This window comes from Streptantibioticus cattleyicolor NRRL 8057 = DSM 46488 (assembly GCF_000240165.1).
GTDB lineage: Bacteria > Actinomycetota > Actinomycetes > Streptomycetales > Streptomycetaceae > Streptantibioticus > Streptantibioticus cattleyicolor.
The window spans coordinates 4748727-4768675 of record NC_017586.1 but is presented as its reverse complement, the minus strand read 5'-3'; the positions used below and the strand labels follow the sequence as shown (position 1 = coordinate 4768675).

The following is a 19949-nucleotide window of genomic DNA, read 5'->3' as shown; positions in this document are numbered from 1 at the left end:
CTAACCTCATCATCCGGTCGGCCCAGGTCAAGAACCGTGCTGTCACCTGATGGTGTGTTGACCGGGTCGGTGACCGGGACGGGCCGTCAGGGCCGGGCGCCTCCTTCCCCGGCCGGCTCCAGCCGTCCCCCGCCGGCCGGACGGGCCAGCCGCCACCCGGTGTCGTCGTGCGTCACGAAGCCGAGCGCGCGCAGTTCGTGCAGGCGGGCCAGGGCGTCGTCCGGGGTGGTCGCCGCCTGCCGGGCGACGGCTTCGGCGGGCGCGGCGCCGCGCGCCGGCAAGGCGTCCAGCACCTGTGCGGCGCCGCGCGGGAGCAGGTCGCGCGGGAGGACGGGGCCACGGCGCGGTGGTGACAGGTCGTCACCGATGCTGCCGACGAGTTCGACCACGTCGGCCGCGTCGGTCACCAACTGGGCGGTGCCGCGCAGCAGTCCGTGGGTGCCGGAGGACAGGTCAGAGGTGACCGGGCCGGGCACCGCCATCACCACCCGGCCGAGTTCGGCGGCGCGCCGCGCGGTGATCAGGGAGCCGCTGCGCAGCCGGGCCTCCACCACCACGGTGCCCCGGGTGAGCGCCGCGATGACCCGGTTGCGCAGGACGAACCGGCTGCGCGTCGGGTGGTCTCCGGGGGCCAGCTCGCCGACGAGCAGCCCCTGTTGGGCGATGCGTTCGAGCAACTCGGCGTGACTGGGCGGATAGTGGACGTCGACGCCCCCGGCGACCACCCCGACGGTCGCCCCGCCGGCCGCGAGGGCGCCGCGGTGGGCCGCGCCGTCCACCCCGTGCGCGGCGCCGGAGACCACCGTCCAGCCGGCCTCGGCGAGCCCGGCGCCGAGTGCCGCGCCGACGTGATTGCCGTATTCGGTGCACGCCCGGGCCCCGACCACGGCGACCGAACGCAGCGCCCACAGACGCAGGTTGGGCCGGCCCCGCAGCCACAGCCCCACCGGTTCCTCGTCGCCGAGGTCGGCCAGTTGCCCCGGCCATTCGGGGTCGCCGGGGCAGATGAAGCGCCCGCCGCGCGCGGTGACCGTGGCGAGGTCTGCGTCGGGGTCGGCCCGTTCGGCACGGGCCCGGTATCCGGCGGCCCGGCGTGCCCCCATCCCCGGCAGCCCGCGCCCCGCGACCAGGGCCCGCAACGTGGCCTCGGCCCCCCGTTCCCGCAGACTGCGCCCCACCACCCGGTCCCCCGGCTCGGTGATCCGGGTCAGCGCGGCCCGAGCCCACCGCTCCCCCTGTTCCCACCGCGCGGTGGCCCGGCCCGGGAAGGCCGCCGGGGCGAGGGAGGCCGCGGCGCCGGGGCGGATCGCCGGGGGCGGGGAGATCCCGGTGCCGGGGCCGACCTCCGGGCCCCGGTCGTCCGCGGAGCCCGAGCGGGTCGCCGGCTCCGGGGAGATGCCGGGGAGGGGGTCGGCGCGCGGGTAGGACGCCGAGGCGTGCACGGCCTCGGGATCGGAGTGAGCCGCGGAGACTTGCTGGATCGCTGGGTTCGGGTGGGGCGCGGCGCCCGGAAGGGGCTCAGCGTGCGGGTGGATCGCCCAGCCCGGGGGCGCCCCGGCACCGGGGAGAACCGGCGGATCCGCGAGGGACGTGGAATCCCGGCAGGGCCCGGGATACGGGTTGCCCGGCCGGGGCTGGTCGGCTGCTGACACTTGTTGGGCCAACGGGCCTGGGTGGGTCGCGGCGCCCGGAAGGGAGTCAGGATGCGGATGGACCGCCCGGCCCGGGGGCGCCCCGGCGCTGAGAAGAACCGGCGGATCCGCGAAGCACGCGGAGTCCCGGCAGGGCCCGGGACACGGGTCGCCCGGCCCGGACTGGTCGGCCGCCGGGGCTTGTTGGGCCAATGGGCCTGGGTGGGCCCCGGGGTCGGGCAGAACTGACGGTTCCGTGAGGGACGCGGAGTCCGGGTAGCCCGCAGGGGCTGGCTCGGGCAACGGGTTCGGGTGGCCTGGCGAGTCCGAGCGAGCCGTTCCGTCCGGACGCGCTCTGGGACCGGGGAGGACCGGGGGATCCATGGGGGGCGCGGCGTGCTGGTAGGGACCGGGACGCTGGACGGTCGCCGGGTCCCGGTGGCCGGCCAGAGGGTCGTGGGAGGCGGTGCCGGGCGGGTGGTCGGGATTCGGGCGGGGGGTGGGGGTGGTCATGGGGCGCTCCCGGCTGGGACGGGGACGCCGCGGTGGACGCCGGTGCGCAGGTGGAGGGCGTGGGCGAGGTCGTCGGCGTCGGGGCGGTCGTGGCCGGCGAGGTCGGCGACGGTCCAGGCGACCCGCAGGACCCTGTCGAGGCCGCGGGCGGTGAGCAGGCCGCGTTCCATCTCGCGTTCGACGTCGCGCAGCGCGCCGGGGGCCAGTTGCCAGCGGGTGCGCAGTTCGTGGCCGGGGACTTGGCTGTTGGTGTGCCAGGGCAGTTCGCGGTAGCGGGCGGCGGCGCGGTCGCGGGCCTCGCGCACCCGGACGGCGACCTCGGCGCTGCTCTCCTGGCGGCCGGCTCCGGCGAGTTGGGCGCGGCTGACGGCCTCGGCGGTGACGCGCAGGTCGACGCGGTCCATCAGGGGTCCGGAGAGCCGGCCCTGGTAGCGGCGGACGGCGCTGGGGGTGCAGTCGCAGCCACCGGCGGCCATGCCGTGGCGCCCGCACGGACACGGGTTGGAGGCGAGCACCAGCAGGAACCGGGCGGGCAGCCGCATCACCCCGGCGGCCCGCGCCACCACCACATGGCCGGACTCCAGCGGCTGGCGCAGCGCTTCCAGTACCCGGGAGGGGAACTCGGGCGCCTCGTCCAGGAAGAGCACCCCGTTGTGGGCCAGCGAGCAGGCGCCGGGGCGGGGCAGGCCGCTGCCGCCGCCGACGAGGGCGGGCATGGTGGCCGAGTGGTGCGGGGCGTAGTAGGGCGGGGTGTCGATCAGCGGTTTGCCGGGCGGCAGCACGCCGGCCACCGAGTGGATCGCGGTGACCTCCAGCGCTTCCTTGGCGGACAGCGGCGGCAGCAGGCCGGGCAGCCGTTCGGCCAGCATCGTCTTGCCGGCCCCGGGCGGTCCGCACAGGTGGAGGTGGTGGCCGCCGGCGGCGGCGATCTCCAGGGCGTGCCGGGCGGTGTGCTGCCCGGCCACGTCGGCGAGGTCGAGGGCGGGGCCGATGTCGCGGCCGGGGCCCGCGGCGGCGAGGCCGGGGACGGTGAGGGCGGCGCCGAGCGGATCGGGGCGGCCCTCCTCGTCGTCGCGGGGCTCGTCGGGGACGGGCTCGTCGTTGAGCACGGCGATCAGCTGGCGCAGGGTGCGTACCCCGAGCACGGAGACCCCGGGGACGAGACTGGCTTCGGCGGCCGTGCGTTCCGGGACGACCACCTGCCGGTAGCCGGCGTCGGCGGCGGCGAGGACGGCGGGGAGCACGCCGCGTACCGGGCGGACCCGGCCGTCCAGGCCGAGTTCGCCGATCAGCATCAGGTCGGCGATGGCGGCCGGGTCGATCCGTTCGGCGGCGGCGAGGACGGCGCAGGCCACGGCGAGATCGAAACCGCTGCCGGACTTGGGCACCGAGGCGGGGCTGAGGCCCACGGTGAGCTTCTTCTGCGGCCAGGTCTCGCCGCTGTTGACGAGGGCGGCGCGGACCCGGTCACGGCTTTCGAACAGGCTCTTGTCGGGCAGGCCGACCAGGGTGAAGGCGGCGACTCCGGGTTCGAGGTCGGCCTGGACCTCGACGACGACGCCTTCGACGCCGACGAGGGCGACCGAGCCGGTGCGGGCGAAGACCATCAGTCGATCCCCCGTACGTGTTCGAGGCGGGCGGGGCCGCGGTCGGGCAGGAGGACGGCGACCACGTCGATCCGTACGCCGCCGGGCGGGGTGGAGGGGTGCTGGGCGAGCCAGTGTTCGGCGAGGTCGCGCAGGCGGCGGGCGCGGCGCGGGGTGATGGCGGCGAGCGGGTGTTCGTAGGGGCGGCCGACCGGGGGCGGGGGTCCGCCGCCGCCCGGCGGGGCGGCGCGGGCCCCGAGGGCGCCGGCCGAACGGGCTCTGCGCGACTTGACCTCGCAGATCACCAGGGCGTCGCCGTCGGCGGCGACGATGTCGATCTCTCCGGTCCGGCACCGCCAGTTGCGGGCGAGCACGGTGAGGCCGGAGCCGGTGAGGAGTCGGGCGGCGAGGTCCTCGCCGTAGCGGCCCAGGGCGGTCCTGGCGTTCATGCGTACCACCTCCGGGACCCACTGTGCGGGTCCCGGGGCGAGAAAGATGATCTTGCCGGAAATCAGTGGATTACCGGCTGGTTGTGGAAAAAGCGGCCACTCTTACGGGGGATATCTTCGGGACGGTGTCACCCGCTGAACCCGGCGTTGTCCGACGGCAGATCGAGATCGCTCTTGTTCAGCTCCTCGATGTTCACGTCCTTGAAGGTGAGAACACGGACCTGCTTGACGAAGCGGGCCGGCCGGTACATGTCCCACACCCAGGCGTCGGCCATCGACACCTCGAAGAACACCTCGCCCTGGACCGAGTGCACCTGCATCTCGTAGTCGTTGGTCAGGTAGAAGCGCCGCTCGGTCTCGATCACGTATTTGAACAGACCGACGACATCGCGGTACTCCCGGTAGAGCTTCAGCTCCATCTCGGTCTCGTACTTCTCGAGGTCCTCGGCGCTCATGGCATGTTCCCCTTCAGCCGTACGTCCCCCCGCGGGCGGTTCAGCCGCCCTCCGGTTCCCGTTCGGGCTCCAGGAGCAGCGGTGACCGCGGGGGTCCCTCATCGAGCAGCCTACGCAGCAGCTCGGCGAGCCTGGTCGGATACACGGTCTCACGTGCCGCGAGCAGTTCCTCGCAGGTCCACCAGCGCAGGGCCCGCACGCTGCGCCGTTCCAGCTCGGTGTGGCCGGCCATGTCGACCGCGGTGGCCTCGGTGCGGCCCAGGTGGTACCACTCGTCCTGTTCCCACCGGCGGCCGTCGAAGTCGAAGGCGCACGAGCGCTGCCAGAGCACCGGGCCCAGGCGCACCGTGGTGATCCCGGTCTCCTCGGCCACCTCGCGCAGCGCGGCGGCGGCCAGGCTCTCCCCCGGCTCGACGCCGCCGCCCGGGGTGAACCACCAGGTGCGCGCCGGGTCGGCGGGCTCGAAGCCGTGCAGCAGCAGGATCCGGTCGTCGGCGTCGAGGAGTACCACCCGGGCCGCCCGCCGCCGTTCGATCCGCATCGCGCCCGGGGCCGTTCCGGTACGGTCCTCGTCCGGTTCCGCCGTCATCGCCGCCTCCTCACGCCTGTGCCGGGACACGCCGCCGTGACCTGCGCCGTTCCCGGCTCCGCGCCACCGGGCCGTAGGCCGCGCCGCCGAGCACCAGCATCGCGCCGACGGCCACCGAGGTCACCACCCAGGTGATCGGGCCGGGCCGGGAGACGCCGCCGGGCAGCGCGGCGAACGCGGCCGGCCTGGCCAGCTCGCCGATCCGGCCGGTGGGCCACGCGATGGCGTCCACCCGGGCCTTGACGGTGCTCGCCGGCACCGCGCCGTGGTCGAGGTCGTCGAGGTGGACCCGGGAGTCGTCGGAGACGCCGCGGTTGTCGCCGAGCAGGAAGAGCCTGCCCGCCGGCACCTTGGTCCGGGGGAAGAACGAACGCGGGGTGAGGCGGCCGGAGGCGTACAGGTAGGGCTCGTCGACCGGGGTGCCGTTCACGGTGAGGCGGCCCCGCTTGTCGCAGCAGGCCACGGTGTCACCGCCGACCCCGACGACCCGCTTGACCATGGGGGTGTCGCCCCAGGCCGGGTCCTGGAAGACCACCACGTCGCCGCGGCGTACCTGGTCGCCGTGGATCCGCTCGGCGAGCACCCGGTCGCCGGGGTCCACGGTCGGCTGCATCGAGTCGGTGGGCACGGTGAACGGCTGGTAGACCACGGCCCCCCAGGCGAACCCGCCCAGGAACAGCACGCAGCCGACGGCCACGGCCAGGCCGGACAGCACGTTGCCCAGACGGCCGGGGCCGTTCTTCCCACGTATCGCGCCGCTGCTCATGGGGCGCACCCTACCCGGCGGTACCCACCGGGGTCAGGGGGGCGGCACGGTTGTCGCCGCCGTGGACGCGTCCCCGGTGCCGCCGGTGGGCGGCGCGGACGGCGGCGGGGGGGCGTGGCGCGCGCCGGGCTACTTCCTCGCCCTGGCGATCAGCCGGCGCCGGCGCAGCAGCACCAGCGGGACGGCGCCGACGAAGCCCAGCGCGGCCGGGGTGGCGGCCAGGGCCGAGTTGATGCCGGGCTGGTCGAAGGTGGACGGGACGGGCAGCGTGGACCAGCGGTTGACGGGCCAGGCCACGACGATGGCGCGCCCCACGACCTCCTTGTCGGAGACCGTGCCGCCGCCCTCCAGGTCCTGGTGGTAGCGGGAGTCCTCGGAGTCCTGGCGGTGGTCGCCCATCACCCAGATGCGGTTCGGCGGCACCTTGATGGGGCCGAAGGGGTGGTCGCTGCAGGGGGTGTTGCCGCGGTAGATGTAGGGCTCGTCGAGGGCCTTGCCGTTGACCTTGACGGGACCGTTGACCTTGCACTCGACGGTGTCACCGCCGACCGCGATGACCCGCTTGATCAGGTCCTTCTCCTCGGCCGAGGGCATCAGGCCGATGAAGCTGAGCACCTTCTGGACGCCTTCGGCGACCGGGTTGGTGGTGGTGGGCGGGGTGCCTTCCAGCCAGCCGCCCGGGTCGTGGAAGACCACCACCTCGCCGCGGGAGGGCTTGGCGCCGAACCAGGGCGTGAGCTTGTCGACCAGCACCCGGTCGCCGACCTGGAGGGTGTTCTGCATCGACTGGGAGGGGATGGAGAACGCCTGGACCAGGAAGGTCTTGATGACCAGGGCCAGCGCCAGCGCGATGACGACGAGGATCGGCAGTTCTTTCCAGAAGGAGCGGGGCTTCTTCGCCGGACGCCGTACCCGGTCGGCCGGATCGGGGGGCGCCTCCGGCCCGGGGCCCGCGCCGTCCGCCGGACCCGTGGCGCCGGAACCGCCGGCACCGTCGGAGCCACCCGAACCGCCGTCGCCGCCGGCCGCTCCGCCCGGGCCCGTACCGTTCCGCCATCCGCCGCGACCGGGGCCGTCCGGCCCGTCGTCGCCCGGCTCACCGGGGACCGCCCGGCCAGAGCCGTTCATGCCGTGCTCCTCACCGCCCGTGCGTACGGGCGTACCGCCTTGCGTCCCGGCCGGGCCGCCGACCGGGGTGGCACCGCCCGCGCCGGGGGAGGTGCCGGGTTCCACCGCCGTCTCATCCTCGACGGCGCTTGCCGATGGGCCCTGCCCTTCGGGATCGCCAGGTCCGGATCGTGCTCCGACCACCAGGTCCCCCACATCCACTCCTCACTCCGCGCCACCGCCTGCGCCGGACGCGGTGCAGGCCCATCACTCCCATAACGAGCGGCAGTTCCGCAGGAGTCGGGAGCGGGATCATTCCTTGCCGAATATTGGCCTGTACCGTGCCGGGCCCGTCGGACGCCGCCGGACCACCGGCCGGCGTACCGCCGTCCACCGCACCGGACGCCACCGCGCCGGTGGGGCCAGGGCCGGTGCCGGACGCCCGCGGTGCCGCGGGGGGCGCCTTCGGTACCCCGGCGAACGCGCCGCGATCGCTCAGCGTCCGCCAGTGCGACGTGGGCCAGGCGATGACGAACGCCCGCCCCACGACCTGCTTGACCGCGACCGTACCTTGTCCCGGCTCGGTCATGTGGTACCTGGAGTCGGCCGAGTCGGAACGGTGGTCGCCCATCACCCACACCCGTCCGGGCGGCACGGTGATGTCGAACGGGATCCGCGAGGGCGGGTTGCCGGGGTCGATGTAGGGCTCGTTCACCGAGGTGCCGTTGACGGTGACGCGGCCTTGCGCGTCGCAGCACCTCACGTGGTCGCCGCCGACCGCGATCACCCGTTTGATCAGGTCCTGTTCGTTGGCCGCGGGCAGCAGGCCGATGAAGGTGAAGAACGCCTTGACCTGCTTGACCACCGGCGGGTCCGGGGCGGGTTTGGGCTCGCCGTCCAGCCAGTGCCCGGGGTCCTGGAAGACCACCACGTCACCGCGTTGCGGCTGGTAGCCGAACCAGGGCGTGAACTTGTCGACGAGCACCCGGTCGCCGATCCGGATGGTCTGCTCCATCGAGCCGGACGGGATGACGAACGCCTGGACCAGGAAGGTCTTGAGGACCAGCGCGATCACCAGCGCGATCCCGATGAGGATGGGCACCTCGCGCAGCGCGGAACGCCGTTTGCGCCGCTTGATGCGTTTGACGGTGCGCCGCCGTTCGGCGCGGCCGGCCCCGGTACGCGGCGGGGCCGGGTCGGTTCCGGCGGGCGTGGCGGCGGTGGCCTCGGCCGGGGCGGGCACCTGGCGGGGGCGTCCGCGGCTACCCATGCGCGCCGCCCGCGGCGGGGGCCGGCACGGCGGCGTAACCGGCCGGACGGTGCAGCGTGCGCAGCCGGCCGAGGGGCCACACGATCCAGTCGGCGCGGCCGATCACCTTGTCGACCGGGACCGTGCCGCCGCCGGGGTCGCCGAGGTGGTCGCGGGAGTCGCGGGAGGCCGCGCGGTGATCGCCCATGACCCACAGCCTGCCCGGCGGGACGACGATGTCGAACGGGACCTGGGACGGGGCGTCCCCGGGGTACCGGAAGTCCTCGTCCACCGGATGGCCGTTCACCAAGATCCTGCCCTGTGCGTCGCAGCAGGTGACGCGGTCCCCGCCGACCCCGATCACCCGCTTGATGTAGTCCGTCCCGTCCGGCCGGGCGAGGCCGAGGAGCCCGCCGAGCCGCTGCGCCAGATGGGTCACCGGATTGCGCGGCGGAGGGTCCTGGACGAAGGAGCCGGTGCCGTCGAAGACGATGACGTCACCGCGCTGCGGCCGGCCGCCGAAACGGTACGCCAGCTTGTCGACGAGGACCCGGTCCCCGATCTTCAGGGTGTTCTCCATCGATCCGCTGGGGATCAGGAAGGGCTGCACCAGGAAGGCGTTGACCAGGCAGAGCAGGGTGAAGCAGACCCCGGCCAGCACGAGCGTCTCCTGCCACAGGCCGAGCCCGCGCCACCAGTCGGCCGCCCGGCGCCACCCCCGGCGGGCCGGGGGCGCCCCCTCTTCCGGCTCGGGCTCCGGCTCTTCCGGTCCGGCGGTGGAACGCGCGGAACGCGACCGCTCGTCCGCCCCCGAGGGGCGGGCCGGGCGATCGCGTTCCGCGTGTGGTGCTTCGGTGTTCATCGGGGGCGAAGCCTATCCGCATCCCCTGTGAACGCGCCGTCAGGGCCGTGGGGCCGCGACGGTCGCGGGAGGTCAGTTCTCCCGCTTCTCCTTGATCTTGGCGGCCTTGCCGCGCAGCTCGCGCAGGTAGTACAGCTTGGCGCGACGCACGTCACCGCGGGTGACGACCTCGATCTTCTCCACGATCGGGGTGTGCACCGGGAAGGTCCGCTCCACGCCGACGCTGAAGCTGACCTTGCGGACGGTGAAGGTCTCGCGGATGCCGGAGCCCTGGCGGCGGATGACGACGCCCTTGAACTGCTGGACCCGGGAGCGGTTGCCCTCGATGACCCGGACGTGGACGTTGACGGTGTCACCCGGGCGGAAGGCCGGGATGTCGTCGCGCTTGGAGGCGGAGTCGACGACGTCGAGCAGGTTCGACATGAGTGTCTGCTTTCCTCGCCGATGCCACAGGTCATCGGCGGTAGTTCGAGATGATATCGGATGGCCGCCGCGTGGGCCGGGCGTCGTCTCCCCCTGTGGCAGGGGCGCTCGGCGGCGTACGGCAGCGGCCTATTCTTCCACGTCGGAGCCCGGCCGCCCAAATCGGCCGTCCGGGCCCGGTCGCCAGCCCAGCTCGGCCAGGACCGCGCGGTCGTGCTTGTCGAGGGCGGCGGGGTCGCACCGCTCGATCAGGTCGGGGCGGTGGGCGGCGGTGCGGCGGAACGCCTCGTCCCTGCGCCACCGGGCGATACGGCCGTGGTGGCCGCTGAGCAGCACCTCGGGGATGCCGCGCCCGCGCCACTCGGGCGGCTTGGTGTAGACCGGCCCTTCCAGCAGGTCGGCCATGGCGCCGGGGGCGAAGGAGTCGTCGCGGTGGGACTCGGCGTTGCCGAGCACCCCGGGCAGCAGCCGGGCCACCGCCTCGGTGATCACCAGCACCGCGGCCTCCCCGCCGGCCAGCACGTAGTCGCCGATGGAGACCTCGTGGACCTCCCAGCGGCCGGCGTACTCGTCGATCACCCGGCGGTCGATGCCCTCGTAGCGGGCCGGGGCGAAGACCAGCCAGGGCTTCTCCGACAGCTCCACCGCCAGCGCCTGGGTGAACGGCCGGCCGCTGGGGGCGGGGACGACGAGCACCGGGTCGGCGGTGGCGGTGCGCTCGTCGGCCCGGCCGCGCGCCTCCACGCGGTCGAGCGCCTCGCCCCACGGGTCGGGCTTCATGACCATGCCGGGGCCGCCGCCGTACGGGGTGTCGTCGACGGTGTTGTGCCGGTCGTGCGTCCAGTCGCGCAGGTTGTGCACCTCGACCAGGAGCTGGCCGCGGGCCCGGGCCTTGCCGACCAGCGAGACGTTCAGCGGCTCCAGGTACTCGGGGAAGATGGTGACGACGTCGATCCGCATCGGTCAGGCGCCGCCCTGGTCCTCGCCCTGGTCCTCGTTCCCGTCCTCGGCGCCGCGGGCGGTGGCCACCTCGGCGGCGCCGGGGTCCAGCAGGCCGGGCGGCGGGTCGATGACGGCCCGCTGCGCCGCCAGGTCGATCTCCGGGACGATCTCCGTGACGAACGGGACCATGATCTCGCCGCCGTCCGGACGCGCCACGACCAGCAGGTCGTGGTAGGGCAGATGGCTGATCTCGGTGATCCGGCCGACCTCGGTGCCGTCGGTGGTGACCACGTCGAGGTCGATCAGCTGGTGGTCGTAGAACTCCTCCGGGTCCTCCGGGGTCTCCTCGGGGTCGACCTCGGCGATCAGGAGGGTGTTGCGCAGCGCCTCGGCGGCGTTGCGGTCGGCGACGCCCGCGAAGCGCAGCAGCAGCCGGCCGCTGTGCACCCGGCCGGACTCGATGGTCAGCGGCCCGGTGGAGGCGGGGTCGGTCAGCAGGACGGCACCGGGGGCGAGCCGCAGTTCGGGCTCGTCGGTGCGCACCTCGACCGTCACTTCGCCCTTGATCCCATGGGCGCGGCCGATCCGGCCCACTACGAGTTGCACGTGGGGTCACCTTCCGGTGCGCGGGGTACGGACAGGGGCCGCCGGTTGCGGACCGGCGGGCCCCGGAACGGCTCGGGCCGGGGCGGCCGAAGCCGTCCCGGCCCGAGCCGGTGCTGCTGAGGTCAGCGGACCTGGTCGACGTCGACGAGGTCGACGCGGACGCCACGTCCGCCGAGCGCGCCTACGACGGTCCGCAGGGCGCGGGCGGTGCGGCCGTTGCGGCCGATCACCTTGCCGAGGTCGTCGGGGTGGACCCGGACCTCCAGCACACGCCCCCGGCGCAGGGTGCGCGAGGCGACCTGCACATCGTCAGGGTGCTCGACAATGCCCTTCACGAGGTGCTCAAGAGCCTCCTCAAGCATGCTCAGGACTCGGTGGACTCGGCCGGGGACTGCTCGCCCTCGGTGCCCTCTTCGGCCTTCTTCTCGGTCTTCTTCGCCTTCGGGGTGATGGCCTCACCCTTGGGCTCGTCCGCGGCCTCCTTGGCGGCGGCCTCGAAGAGCGCGCGCTTGTCGGCCTTGGGCTCGGCGACGAGCAGCGGAGCCGGGGCGGCCTCGCCCTTGAACTTCTGCCAGTCGCCGGTCTTCTTCAGGATCGCCAGGACGGGCTCGGTCGGCTGGGCGCCGACACCGAGCCAGTACTGCGCGCGCTCGCCGTCGACCTCGATCCGCGAGGGGTTCTCCATCGGGTGGTACAGGCCGATCTCCTCGATGGCCCGGCCGTCACGGCGGGTACGGGAGTCGGCGACGACGATGCGGTAGTGAGGCGAACGGATCTTGCCCAGACGCTTCAGCTTGATCTTGACTGCCACTGGAGTGGGTTCTCCTGGTCTTGACGTGGTTGGGCAGGCCGCGGTTCGCCACGTGGGGTGGTGGGAGCCGGGACGCCCGACGGACGCGTCAGCCGAAGGAGAGAGGGGTCCTGCACGGCTGCCGAGTGCTCAGCGGACCATTTTGCCACATGCGCACGGCTGCTCCGTAACCGCGCCCTCCCGACGAGCCCCCCGTCTCATGCCACCCCGACCACCTCCGGGATCCGGAACGGCTGGCCGCACGCGCCGCACATGATCGGGGCCTGCTCCAGCACCGAGGGGACCACGCGGACGTTGCGCCCGCAGTCGCAGACCGCCTTGACCCGTACGCCGCCGCCGGAGGAGCCGTGGCGGGCGGCGGGGCCGCGGAAGGCCCGGGTGGTGTCGGCGGCGGTGGCCGCGACGTGGGCCTTGAGCGCGCGTTGCAGCCGTTCGATGGTCGGGCGGTAGCGCTTCTTGGTCTCCGGGCGCAGCACCACGAGCGAGAAGCCGCTGCTGGGATGGGGCTCCTCGGCGTGGTCCAGGCCCAGCTCGTCGGCGATGGCCAGGAACCGTCGGTTGTGGTAGCGGCCGGCGCGGGAGGTGTCCCGGATCCCGCGGGCGGCGGCGATTCCGTGGACGGCCTCGTGCAGCAGCCTTTCGAAGGAGAGCTCCGTGCCGCAGGCGGACGACGACTCTCCGATCAGGGACTCTGGGGCGGCCAGATCCGGCAGGTCGGGGTGGTGCCGTTGAATGTCGGCCCACGCGACCGCCAGCTCGGCGGCGAGAACTGGTGGTGTCGTGCTCACGTCGTGACAACGAGTAGGAAGGCCCCGGTGTTCCGATTCCGGGGCATCCCAAATAATTTGCACGTACTCGTCAGTTCAGGCCCATGCATCCCGTCTGAGGGCGGGTGCGGACGAGAGGGATGAGCGGTGCGTCGGTGGAACAAGCCGGGGCGTACCGGCCGCCCTGCTTCCGGGCGGCGCGCCCTCCAAGCGGCTCCGCCCTCCACGGTACGGGGCCGGGGTCACCACCGGTCACCCGGGTCCCTCGTACAGGTGACGAGGGACCAGGGGTGAGCGGTTCCCGTCCGGTCAGTAGGCGCGGGCGACCAGCGCCAGGGTGCCGGGGGCGTCGTCGGCGGTGGGCACCGTGCCGTCCTCGGCGATCAGGCAGCGCACGGTGACGCCCTGCTCGGCGAGCTTGGCCTCGCCCTCCGGGCCCAGCTCGGACCAGGGGATGCGGGCCCAGCCGGTGGCGGCGGCCTCGGCGGCCTCGGCGAGGGTGGTCACATCCGCGGTGCGGGACTCGCGGCGCTCGCGGGACTGGGCGAGCAGCAGCGCCTGGTCCTCCTCCAGCACGGCGGGGACCACCTCGGGCAGGGTGTCCACGGCGACCGGCTCCTTGCCGCCGGGGATGCGGCGGGCCAGCATCGCGGTGCCGTTCTCCAGGTCGCGCGGGCCGACCTCGATGCGCACCGGGACGCCCTTGAGCTCCCAGTCCACCGCGCGGCGGCCGAACGGGGTGTCGGTGCGGTCGTCGACGGTGACCCGGACCCCGGCCGCGCGCAGCCGGTCGCCGATCTCCCGGACCTTGGCGATCACCGCGTCGTCGCCCTTGATGGCGAGGACCACGGCCTGGACGGGGGCGAGGCGCGGCGGCACCCGCAGCCCGTTGTCGTCGCCGTGCGACATGATCAGCCCGCCGACCATGCGGGTGGAGACGCCCCAGGAGGTCTGCCAGACCAGCTCCTGCTGCCCGTCCTTGGACAGGTACTGGGTGTTGAACGCCTTGGCGAAGTTCTGGCCGAGTTCGTGGCTGGTGCCCATCTGGAGGGCCTTGCCGTCACCCATCATCGCTTCCAGCGTGAGGGTGTTGATGGCGCCCGCGAAACGTTCCTTGGCGGTCTTGCGGCCCAGCACCACGTCGATGCCGAGGACGTTGGTCATGAAGTCGCCGTAGACGTCGGTGTGGATGCGGGCGGCGTAGTCGCGGGCGTCCTCGTAGCTGGCGTGCGCGGTGTGCCCCTCCTGCCACAGGAACTCGCTGGTGCGCAGGAAGACCCGGGGGCGCAGCTCCCAGCGGACCACGTTGGCCCACTGGTTGATCAGCAGCGGCAGGTCGCGGTAGCTCTGGACCCACTTGGAGAAGTACTCGTTGATGATGGTCTCGGAGGTGGGCCGGACGACCACCGGCTCCTCCAGCTCCTTGCCGCCGCCGTGGGTGACCACCGCGAGTTCGGGGGCGAACCCCTCGACGTGCTCGGCCTCCCGGGTCAGGTACGACTGCGGGATGAAGAGCGGGAAGTAGGCGTTGCTGGCGCCGGCCTGCTTGATGCGGGCGTCCATCTCCTGCTGCATCCGCTCCCACAGCCCGTACCCGTACGGCCGGATGACCATGGTGCCGCGCACCGGGCCGTTGTCGGCCAGCTCGGCCTTGGTGATCAGGTCCTGGTACCAGCGGGGGAAGTCGTCCGCCTGGGGCGTGAGAACGGGTGCCTTTGCCATGGCGCCGATGGTACGGGGACGACACGCCCGAGCGTGAATCGGCGTCGCCGCCCCGGCGCACGGGGGGCGCGTTCGGGCATCGCTGCCTACCCTCTGGACTACGGCGCCGTAGCGGGGTTCCCTGGCTTGCGGGGCCTGGAAGCACCTACGGGGGGCACTCGACGTCCACTTGCGCGCAACGAGAGGCTGCTCGATGACACCCACGCTCGCACCCGGGCACGTCGCGCCCGGACACTCCCCCGCCGGACACCCGCGAACCACCCCCGGCGCGACCGGTGATCCGGCGGGCGGCGTACCGGCCGGCACCGCACCGGGCTGGACCGGGCGGGACCTGGGCGCCGCGCGGTCGCGGGTCCGGGACTGGGCGGAGATCCAGGAACGCATGCTGGTGCCGCTGGTGGAGGCGGTGTACGCGCGGCTGGACGTGGGCGCGGCCACCCGGCTGCTGGCGGTGGGCTGCGGCTCGGGGCTGGCGCTGCTGATGGCGGCGGCCCGGGGCGCCGAGGTGACCGGTTACGAGTCCGACGGGGCCCGGCTGGCGCTGGCCCGGGAGCGGCTGCTGGGCCCGGTGCGCCCCGACCGGCCGGCCGGCTTCCGCCCGCGGCTGCTGCCCGGCCACCCCGAACGGGCCGCGGACGGGGCGGCGTTCACCATGGTGACCGTCTTCGAGGCGGCGTTCACCGGGGGCGCTCCGGTGCCGTCGGCGGCGGTGGCCCCGGCGGCGGCGTTGGCGGCGGACGGCAGCCCGGTGGTGCTGGCCGGCTGGGGTCCGCCGGAGCGGTGCGCCACCACCGGGGTGCTGCGGTCCGCCGGGGGCACCGCGGGGACCGGGGCGGACGACCGGGACGAGTTGGAGACGGCGGCCCGGGACGCCGGGCTGCGGCCGGACGGATCCGGCCGGGTCTCCTGCCCGTTCGCCTACCCGGACCTCGACAGCGCGGTGCGCGGGCTGCTCTCCACCGGGCTGCTGGACGCGGCGGTGGCGGCCGACGCGACGCAGACCCGCAAGGAGCTGACCGAGGCGCTCCAGCCGTACCGGCGGCCGGACGGCACGGTGCGGATGGAGAACGTGCTGCGGTATCTGATCGCCCGCGCCTGACCGTCCGCGCGGGGGTCACTCCGTGTCGGGCGGCGGGGGTTCGCGGCCGGGGCCGGAGTCCTCGGCGCGGGTGTGCCGGGGGATGCCGGCCGCGCGGTACGCCTCGGCCTCCTCCAGCGTCTCGCGTTCCAGCAGGGCGGCGGCGAGGGCGTCGAGGCGGTGCCGGTTCTCGGTGAGCAGCCGGCAGGCGTCCTCGTAGCAGTCGTCGACGATGCGGCGCATCTCGGCGTCGACGGCGTCCAGCGTGCCGGGGGCGGCCACCAGCCCGTACGGCTGCTGGGCGTCCTCGGGGACGGCGGACAGGCGGCCGACGCGCTCGCTCATGCCCCAGCGGCCGACCATGCCGCGCACGATGCGGGTGACCTGCTCCAGGTCGTTCTCGGAGCCGGTGGTGATCTCGGAGAAGACGATGTGTTCGGCGGCCATCCCGCCGAGGGCGCCGATGATCCGGCCGCGCAGGTATTCCTCGGTGTAGGCGTAGCGGTCGGCCTCCGGGGTGGACAGGGTCACCCCGAGCGCCCGGCCGCGCGGCACGATGGTGACCTTGCGCACCGGGTCGGCGCCGGGCTGGACCATGCCGAGCAGCGCGTGGCCGCTTTCGTGGTAGGCGGTGCGGCGGCGTTCGGCGGCCGGCATCACCAGCGGGCGTTCGGCGCCGAGTTGGACCTTCTCCAGCGCCTCGGACAGCTCGGTCTGGCGGACGCTGTCGCGGCGGCGTTTGACGGCGAGCAGGGCCGCCTCGTTGGCGAGGTTGGACAGTTCGGCGCCGGTCATGCCGGGGGTGGCGCGGGCGATGCGGGCCAGGTCGACGTCGGGGGCGAGGGGGACGTCGCGGGTGTGGATGCGCAGGATCGCCTCGCGGCCGGCCCGGTCCGGCGGGCTGACGGTGACGACGCGGTCGAAGCGGCCGGGGCGCAGCAGGGCCGGGTCGAGGACGTCGGCCCGGTTGGTGGCGGCGAGGACCACGACGCCCTCGGAGCCGGAGAAGCCGTCCATCTCGGTGAGGATCTGGTTGAGGGTCTGTTCGCGTTCGTCGTGGCCGCCGACGCCGCCGGCCGCGCCGCGGGTGCGGCCGATGGTGTCGATCTCGTCGATGAAGATGATCGCCGGGGCGTACCGGCGGGCCTCGGCGAACAGCTCGCGTACCCGTCCGGCGCCGACACCGACGATCATCTCGATGAACTCGGAGGCGGAGGCGGAGAAGAACGGCACGTCCGCCTCGCCGGCCACGGCGCGGGCGAGCAGCGTCTTGCCGGTGCCGGGCGGTCCGGCGAGCAGCACGCCTCGGGGCATCCGGGCGCCGAGGGCGCGGTAGGCGTCGGGGTGCTTGAGGAAGTCGACCACTTCGCTCAGTTCGGCCTCGACCTCGTCGATGCCGGCCACGTCGGCGAAGGTGGTGCGTTTGTGGCCGTTGGGGGTGACCGGCTTGGGCGGTGGTTTGCGGCCGAACGGCAGTCCGCCGATGGCGCCGCCGAGCCGTTTGGCGATCGCCAGCCAGACCACCACCAGCACGAGTATGGGGGCCAGCGAGATCAGCAGGTTGGACCAGAAGCCGCGCTGCTGCACCACGGGTTCGGCGGTGACGGTGACGTGTTCGCGGGTGAGCTGGGCCCACAGCCGGTCGTCGGCGAAGGAGGGCCGCTGGGTGCTGAACTTGCGGTAGGTGCCCTTGCCGCCGGGCACCGGTGCCGGGTTCTTCAGCTGGCCCTGGATGGCGTCGCCCTTGGCGTAGATCTTGCCGATGTTGCCGGAGCCGAGCTGCCGGCCGAACTCGGTGTAGGAGATCGACCGGGTCGAGGCGCCGCCGAAGTACGACAGCAGGGCGTCGGTGACGATGAACACCAGGACGGCGGCGATCAGCAGCGACCACCAGCTGCCCAGCCGTCGGCGGCGCCGGCCCGGCGGCCCGGGCGGCGCGCCCTCGGACCGCCACGGCTGGTCGGGGCTGCTGCGGGGCGGGACCGGGTTGCTCATGAACCGACCATACGAACGCCCCGCCCGGCGCACCCCTCGCAGCGGCCCCGGGTACGGCCGAACGGGGGCCGTCCGCCCCCTCCCGCCGGGCCCGGGGCGCCCCGGTCAGACGCCCGGCCACTCCTCGGCCGTCAGGGCGAACCGCTCGTGATCACGCCACGCGTCGTTGATGTACAGCATCCGCGGCGAGAACCCCTCGTACCGGAAGCCGAGCCGCTTGGCCAGCGCGATGGAACGCGTGTTCCCGGGCTGCACGCTGATCTCCAGCCGGTGCAGCGCGAGGCCGTCGGGGTGAGTCAGCAAGCGGCCCGAAGGGCCTCCTTCACGGGTGGTGGTGGGCGACGGGCGGGCGAAGCACAGGTCGACCACCTTGCGCATGCCCTCGGTCATCCGCCCGGTGCCGGCGTACGGCAGGTAGGAGTCGTAGCCGAGGCTGGCGTTGCGGAACCGGCCGCGGACGATGTTGGACACGTTGCACTTGCCGACCAGGCCGCCGTCCTCCTCGTCGAGGATGAGGAAGGTGCGCAGCGTCGGGCCCTGCTTGCGCAGCAGCTCGGGGAAGCCGTCCGGCTCGACGGGGTTCCAGGCGCCGATGTGCTCGGCGGAGCGCAGCACCGCCTGGGTGTACGCCTCGGCGTCGGAGGGCCGGGGCGGCCGTACGTGGACGCGTACGGCCCGTTGGTCGCTCATCGTCCGGCCGTCCGCCGCTCAGCCCATGAACTTCTTGAACTCTTCGGGGAGTTCGAAGTCCTCGCCGTCGGCGGGGAGGTTGAAGGCGCCGCCCTGCTGCTGGGCCTCGCGCCGGGCGGCGGCTGCCGCCTCCTCCTGGGCGCGCTTGAGCGGGTTGCCGCTGCGCCGCTTGCCCTTGGCCGGCTTGGTCTGCTTCTTCTTCTTGCCGGGGCCGCCGAGGCCGGGCATGCCGGGCATGCCCGGCATGCCGCCCTGGGCCATCCTGGACATCATCTTGCGGGCGTCGAAGAACCGCTCGACGAGGTTCTTGACCGCGCCGACCTCGACGCCGGAGCCCTTGGCGATCCGGGCGCGGCGCGAGCCGTTGATGATCGTGGGGTCCTGGCGTTCGGCCGGGGTCATCGACTTGATGATGGCGGCGGTGCGGTCGACGTCGCGCTCGTCGAGGTTGTTGATCTGGTCCCGCATCTGGCCCATCCCGGGGAGCATCCCGAGCAGCTTGGAGATCGAGCCCATCTTGCGGACCTGCTCCATCTGCTGGAGGAAGTCGTCGAGGGTGAACTCCTTGGGGCCCTTGGCCAGCTTGGCGGCCATCTTCTCGGCCTCGGCCTGGCTGAAGGTCTGCTCGGCCTTCTCGATCAGGCTGAGGACGTCGCCCATGCCGAGGATGCGGGACGCCATGCGGTCCGGGTGGAACGCGTCGAAGTCGTCCAGCTTCTCGCCGTTGGAGGCGAACATGATCTGCCGGCCGGTGACGTGGGCCACCGAGAGGGCGGCACCGCCGCGGGCGTCGCCGTCGAGCTTGGAGAGGACGACGCCGTCGAAGCCGACGCCGTCGAGGAACGCCTGCGCGGTGTTGACCGCGTCCTGGCCGATCATGGCGTCGACCACGAAGAGCGTCTCGTCCGGGGAGACCGCGTCGCGGATGTCGGCGGCCTGCTGCATCAGCTCCTGGTCGATGCCGAGGCGGCCGGCGGTGTCGACGATCACCACGTCGTACTGCTTGGTGCGGGCGTACTCGATCGAGTCCTTGGCGACCTTGACCGGGTCGCCGACGCCGTTGCCGGGCTCGGGGGCGTAGACGGCGACGCCGGCGCGTTCGGCGACCACGGAGAGCTGGTTGACGGCGTTGGGGCGCTGGAGGTCGCAGGCGACCAGCAGCGGGGCGTGGCCCTGGCCCTTGAGCCAGCGGCCGAGCTTGCCGGCCAGGGTGGTCTTGCCGGCGCCCTGGAGGCCGGCCAGCATGATCACCGTCGGGGGGTTCTTGGCCAGCCGCAGCCGGCGGGTCTCGCCGCCGAGGATGCCGACGAGCTCCTCGTTGACGATCTTGACGACCTGCTGGGCCGGGTTGAGCGCCTGGGAGACCTCGGCGCCGAGCGAGCGTTCCTTGACCTGCTTGATGAAGGCGCGCACCACGGGCAGCGCGACGTCCGCCTCCAGCAGCGCGATGCGGATCTCCCGGGCCGTGGCGTCGATGTCCGCCTCGGACAGACGGCCCTTGCCCCTGAGGTTCTTGAACGTCGCTGCGAGGCGGTCGGAAAGAGTGTCGAACACGGCGGTCGCGGATCCTCGTGACGGGGGCGGGCGGTTTCGGTGCGCCCTCCAGGGTATCGGTAAGCCCCCGGCCCGGTCTCCACCGCCATGGGGACCGGGGGCCACGGCCGGCGCGCGGCGGGTCCGCGCGGGGCGTGGCGGGGGCCGTCGCGCG

At 73.7% G+C, this 19949-nt stretch carries 20 protein-coding genes; 1 reads left to right on the top strand and 19 read right to left on the bottom strand.

The window, feature by feature from the left end:
- Positions 1-86: 86 nt before the first annotated feature.
- The 16 genes from dprA to proS all read right to left on the bottom strand — a co-directional run bounded on the left by dprA (position 87) and on the right by proS (position 14478).
- On the bottom strand, positions 87-1442 hold the full coding sequence (gene dprA / locus SCATT_RS21035; protein WP_014145158.1) for a DNA-processing protein DprA: 1356 nt from the start codon (positions 1440-1442) through the stop codon (positions 87-89).
- A gap of 698 nt (positions 1443-2140) precedes the next feature.
- Positions 2141-3751, bottom strand: coding sequence for a YifB family Mg chelatase-like AAA ATPase (locus tag SCATT_RS21030; RefSeq protein ID WP_014145157.1), 1611 nt, complete (start codon positions 3749-3751; stop codon positions 2141-2143).
- Positions 3751-4179 (bottom strand): YraN family protein, encoded by a 429-nt coding sequence (locus SCATT_RS21025; protein ID WP_014145156.1) that lies wholly within the window; start codon positions 4177-4179, stop codon positions 3751-3753. The genes SCATT_RS21030 and SCATT_RS21025 overlap by 1 nt, the downstream gene beginning before the upstream one ends.
- Before the next feature lie 128 nt (positions 4180-4307).
- Positions 4308-4634, bottom strand: coding sequence for a DUF2469 domain-containing protein (locus SCATT_RS21020; RefSeq protein ID WP_014145155.1), 327 nt, complete (start codon positions 4632-4634; stop codon positions 4308-4310).
- Between the two features lie 40 nt (positions 4635-4674).
- Positions 4675-5223 (bottom strand): NUDIX hydrolase, encoded by a 549-nt coding sequence (locus SCATT_RS21015; RefSeq protein WP_014628441.1) that lies wholly within the window; start codon positions 5221-5223, stop codon positions 4675-4677.
- 10 nt (positions 5224-5233) lie between these two features.
- Positions 5234-5989: a signal peptidase I gene (gene lepB / locus SCATT_RS21010; RefSeq protein WP_014145153.1), complete on the bottom strand. Its 756-nt coding sequence runs from the start codon at positions 5987-5989 to the stop codon at positions 5234-5236.
- A 129-nt stretch (positions 5990-6118) separates the two neighbouring features.
- On the bottom strand, positions 6119-7117 hold the full coding sequence (gene lepB / locus SCATT_RS21005; protein WP_078590900.1) for a signal peptidase I: 999 nt from the start codon (positions 7115-7117) through the stop codon (positions 6119-6121).
- Between the two features lie 112 nt (positions 7118-7229).
- Positions 7230-8366, bottom strand: coding sequence for a signal peptidase I (gene lepB / locus SCATT_RS21000; protein ID WP_014145151.1), 1137 nt, complete (start codon positions 8364-8366; stop codon positions 7230-7232).
- Complete coding sequence (gene lepB / locus SCATT_RS20995) at positions 8359-9207, bottom strand: signal peptidase I (RefSeq protein WP_014145150.1); 849 nt, start codon at positions 9205-9207, stop codon at positions 8359-8361. The genes lepB (SCATT_RS21000) and lepB (SCATT_RS20995) overlap by 8 nt, the downstream gene beginning before the upstream one ends.
- 72 nt (positions 9208-9279) lie before the next feature.
- Entirely contained in the window at positions 9280-9630 is a 351-nt protein-coding gene (rplS, locus tag SCATT_RS20990; RefSeq protein ID WP_014145149.1) for a 50S ribosomal protein L19, read from the bottom strand.
- Between the two features lie 129 nt (positions 9631-9759).
- Positions 9760-10590 carry a tRNA (guanosine(37)-N1)-methyltransferase TrmD gene (trmD, locus tag SCATT_RS20985; RefSeq protein ID WP_014145148.1) on the bottom strand — a complete coding sequence of 277 codons (831 nt, stop codon included), beginning with the start codon at positions 10588-10590 and terminating at the stop codon, positions 9760-9762.
- Positions 10591-10593: 3 nt separating this feature from the next.
- The gene (rimM, locus tag SCATT_RS20980) at positions 10594-11178 is read right to left on the bottom strand and encodes a ribosome maturation factor RimM (protein ID WP_014145147.1); all 585 of its coding nucleotides are present in this window, start codon (positions 11176-11178) and stop codon (positions 10594-10596) included.
- 122 nt (positions 11179-11300) lie between these two features.
- Positions 11301-11540, bottom strand: a complete 240-nt coding sequence (locus SCATT_RS20975) for an RNA-binding protein (RefSeq protein WP_014145146.1) — start codon at positions 11538-11540, stop codon at positions 11301-11303.
- A gap of 2 nt (positions 11541-11542) precedes the next feature.
- The gene (gene rpsP, locus SCATT_RS20970; protein ID WP_014145145.1) at positions 11543-11989 is read right to left on the bottom strand and encodes a 30S ribosomal protein S16; all 447 of its coding nucleotides are present in this window, start codon (positions 11987-11989) and stop codon (positions 11543-11545) included.
- 197 nt (positions 11990-12186) lie between these two features.
- On the bottom strand, positions 12187-12777 hold the full coding sequence (locus tag SCATT_RS20965) for a hypothetical protein (protein ID WP_014145144.1): 591 nt from the start codon (positions 12775-12777) through the stop codon (positions 12187-12189).
- A gap of 288 nt (positions 12778-13065) precedes the next feature.
- Entirely contained in the window at positions 13066-14478 is a 1413-nt protein-coding gene (gene proS, locus SCATT_RS20960) for a proline--tRNA ligase (protein WP_014145143.1), read from the bottom strand.
- A 193-nt stretch (positions 14479-14671) separates the two neighbouring features.
- Between proS and SCATT_RS20955 the strand changes: the two genes are divergently transcribed.
- Positions 14672-15577 (top strand): class I SAM-dependent methyltransferase, encoded by a 906-nt coding sequence (locus SCATT_RS20955; protein ID WP_014145142.1) that lies wholly within the window; start codon positions 14672-14674, stop codon positions 15575-15577.
- Between the two features lie 15 nt (positions 15578-15592).
- Here the strand turns inward: SCATT_RS20955 and ftsH are convergent, their stop codons facing one another.
- The 3 genes from ftsH to ffh form a co-directional block, all read right to left on the bottom strand.
- Positions 15593-17551, bottom strand: coding sequence for an ATP-dependent zinc metalloprotease FtsH (gene ftsH, locus SCATT_RS20950; RefSeq protein ID WP_014145141.1), 1959 nt, complete (start codon positions 17549-17551; stop codon positions 15593-15595).
- Positions 17552-17656: 105 nt separating this feature from the next.
- Positions 17657-18241 carry a GNAT family N-acetyltransferase gene (locus SCATT_RS20945; RefSeq protein WP_014145140.1) on the bottom strand — a complete coding sequence of 195 codons (585 nt, stop codon included), beginning with the start codon at positions 18239-18241 and terminating at the stop codon, positions 17657-17659.
- Between the two features lie 18 nt (positions 18242-18259).
- Positions 18260-19795 carry a signal recognition particle protein gene (gene ffh / locus SCATT_RS20940; RefSeq protein ID WP_014145139.1) on the bottom strand — a complete coding sequence of 512 codons (1536 nt, stop codon included), beginning with the start codon at positions 19793-19795 and terminating at the stop codon, positions 18260-18262.
- Positions 19796-19949 lie beyond the last annotated feature (154 nt).

What these genes read in the sequence shown, in the direction of transcription:
- SCATT_RS21020 (WP_014145155.1), bottom strand. Translation starts at nt 4,634, where the DNA reads ATGAGCGCCGAGGACCTCGAGAAGTACGAGACCGAGATGGAGCTGAAG.
- trmD (WP_014145148.1), bottom strand. Translation starts at nt 10,590, where the DNA reads ATGCGGATCGACGTCGTCACCATCTTCCCCGAGTACCTGGAGCCGCTG.
- lepB (WP_078590900.1), bottom strand. Translation starts at nt 7,117, where the DNA reads ATGAACGGCTCTGGCCGGGCGGTCCCCGGTGAGCCGGGCGACGACGGG.
- SCATT_RS21025 (WP_014145156.1), bottom strand. Translation starts at nt 4,179, where the DNA reads ATGAACGCCAGGACCGCCCTGGGCCGCTACGGCGAGGACCTCGCCGCC.
- lepB (WP_014145153.1), bottom strand. Translation starts at nt 5,989, where the DNA reads ATGAGCAGCGGCGCGATACGTGGGAAGAACGGCCCCGGCCGTCTGGGC.
- SCATT_RS20955 (WP_014145142.1), top strand. Translation starts at nt 14,672, where the DNA reads ATGACACCCACGCTCGCACCCGGGCACGTCGCGCCCGGACACTCCCCC.
- SCATT_RS20975 (WP_014145146.1), bottom strand. Translation starts at nt 11,540, where the DNA reads ATGCTTGAGGAGGCTCTTGAGCACCTCGTGAAGGGCATTGTCGAGCAC.
- ftsH (WP_014145141.1), bottom strand. Translation starts at nt 17,551, where the DNA reads ATGAGCAACCCGGTCCCGCCCCGCAGCAGCCCCGACCAGCCGTGGCGG.
- proS (WP_014145143.1), bottom strand. Translation starts at nt 14,478, where the DNA reads ATGGCAAAGGCACCCGTTCTCACGCCCCAGGCGGACGACTTCCCCCGC.
- SCATT_RS20945 (WP_014145140.1), bottom strand. Translation starts at nt 18,241, where the DNA reads ATGAGCGACCAACGGGCCGTACGCGTCCACGTACGGCCGCCCCGGCCC.
- lepB (WP_014145150.1), bottom strand. Translation starts at nt 9,207, where the DNA reads ATGAACACCGAAGCACCACACGCGGAACGCGATCGCCCGGCCCGCCCC.
- rplS (WP_014145149.1), bottom strand. Translation starts at nt 9,630, where the DNA reads ATGTCGAACCTGCTCGACGTCGTCGACTCCGCCTCCAAGCGCGACGAC.
- lepB (WP_014145151.1), bottom strand. Translation starts at nt 8,366, where the DNA reads ATGGGTAGCCGCGGACGCCCCCGCCAGGTGCCCGCCCCGGCCGAGGCC.
- SCATT_RS21015 (WP_014628441.1), bottom strand. Translation starts at nt 5,223, where the DNA reads ATGACGGCGGAACCGGACGAGGACCGTACCGGAACGGCCCCGGGCGCG.
- SCATT_RS21030 (WP_014145157.1), bottom strand. Translation starts at nt 3,751, where the DNA reads ATGGTCTTCGCCCGCACCGGCTCGGTCGCCCTCGTCGGCGTCGAAGGC.